General features: G+C 57.0%; 2 protein-coding genes and 1 pseudogene. 1 reads left to right on the forward strand and 2 read right to left on the reverse strand.

Translation table 11 applies throughout. The annotated features are described in order from the left end of the window. Positions 1–351: pseudogene (locus ACOVRA_RS16975) on the forward strand (low specificity L-threonine aldolase); the annotation flags it as partial. Between the two features lie 6 nt (positions 352–357). Here the strand turns inward: ACOVRA_RS16975 and ACOVRA_RS16980 are convergent. Beyond that, positions 358–990 (reverse strand): YjbE family putative metal transport protein, encoded by a 633-nt coding sequence (locus ACOVRA_RS16980; RefSeq protein WP_421721324.1) that lies wholly within the window; start codon positions 988–990, stop codon positions 358–360. Beyond that, positions 987–1,859, reverse strand: an 873-nt coding sequence (gene rlmB, locus ACOVRA_RS16985) for a 23S rRNA (guanosine(2251)-2'-O)-methyltransferase RlmB (protein WP_421721325.1), incomplete at its 5' end; no start/stop codon positions are given. The genes ACOVRA_RS16980 and rlmB, both read right to left, overlap by 4 nt.

Genomic DNA, 1,859 nt, shown 5'->3' on the forward strand with positions numbered 1-1,859 from the left:
GCCTATTTGCGCAAGCGCGCTGGCCAACTTTTCTCCAAGCACCGCTATTTGGCGGCACAGGCGGTAGCTATGCTGGAGGATGGCCTGTGGCTGAACCTCGCGGGTCACGCCAATCAGATGGCGCGCGATCTGGGTGCAGGCTTTGAGCGGGCTGGGGCAAGCCTAGCCGCCCCTGTGCATGGCAATGAAGTGTTTGTACGCCTCGATGCCAGCAAAGTAGCCGAGCTCCAGTCTGCAGGGATTAGCTTTTATCCGTGGACAACTTTGGGTCCAGATACTTACCGATTCGTAGCCTCATGGCAGACCTCGGCTGAAGATGTTGAGTTGGTCGCAAAAGTGCTGGCGGACTAGCTCGTGTTAGCTGGTTTTAGCGACGAGGAATTCCCACACCTGCAGGCCGCCATGCCAGACCATATTGGCAGCAACCAGATAAATGACCGCCACCCCTAAATAGCCAATCCAACGGTGCTTTTGCAGAAGATTGGCAATGAGGTCTGCCGCAAGGGCCATAAAGCCAATCGCGCACAAGAGACCGAGTGCCAATACCACCATATGGCCTTGCGCCGCGCCAGCCACCGCCAGCACATTATCGAGCGACATGGATAGATTGGCGATCATCACGGTGATGATGGCACTCGTCAGCGTTTTAGGATGGGCAGTCGCGTGATCTGCTATCCCATCATGATCGGCATCGGCCGCATCTTGCTCGCGCAATTCCGTCAAAAGCTTCCAACCAACCCAGACGAGCAGCAAGCCGCCGAGCAATTGCAGGCCTGTGATGAGCAAGAGCTTTGCAGCAACCAGTGCAAACAAAACCCGCAGCACGACGGCTCCGGCCAGGCCCCAGAAGATCACTTTCCGGCGTTGTTCGACGGGCAGGCCCGCCGCTGCCAAGCCAACCGCAATGGCATTATCGCCCGATAGGGCTACATCAATGGCGAGAATTTCGAGGAGCTTGATGCCCTCACTCATCATGGTTTCAGGCGTCATGAACCAATCGACTTCTTCGTTTGCGCCATATGTGCGGCATAAAGTGAAATGGCGGAGGCGGCAGAGACATTTAAGCTCTCCATTTGCGGATCAATGGGGATACGCGCCAATCGATCACACCGTTCCCCCACCAAATGACGCAAGCCTTTGCCTTCAGCCCCCATAACCAGCACGACAGGCGAGCCATCCAGAACGTCGGCCAAATCATGCTCAGCTTCGCCCGAAAGCCCGACTGTCATCCAACCATCTTCGGCCAGCTGCACGATTGTTTGGGCAATGTTCACCACACGGACATCGGGCACCATCTCAATGCCGCCGACAGCCGCTTTGGCCAAAGAACCCGTAATGGGTGGGGCCTTGCGGTCCTGTTGGATGACGGCGCGTACGCCAAAGGCAGCAGCAGAACGGAAGATCGCCCCGATATTTTGTGGATCGGTAACTTGGTCCAAGATCAAGGCAATGCCCTCGGCACTGGGAAGGGCTTGGTCAAGGCCGATGCTCTCCAGCGGATGTACGCGCACGGCAATGCCTTGATGCACGGCGCCGGGCGGCAAAAGTGCCGACAGACTTTCGCCATCGGTTATGGCGATCTTGCTCTTATCGATTTGGGTGTCTTCTAAGCCTTCCAGCGTGTTGCGGGTGGCACGAAGCTCCAGCACTTTTCGTTTCGGATTGGCAAGGGCTGCGAGCACGGCATGGGTGCCATAAATCCATTGACTGCCATCGCTGGGTTTATCCTCGCGCGGGGGACGTTGGCCTTTGGCTTTCCAAGGCGCAGCACCAGCTGGTCGCTCACGACCTGTGTCTCGGCCACCATCGCGGCCACCCTCTTTTGGACGAAAACGTGAATTCTTAGTCATGACGTTCTT

Source organism: Aquidulcibacter sp. (assembly GCF_049239865.1).
In the GTDB taxonomy this organism is placed as follows: Bacteria; Pseudomonadota; Alphaproteobacteria; order Caulobacterales; family Aquidulcibacteraceae; genus Aquidulcibacter.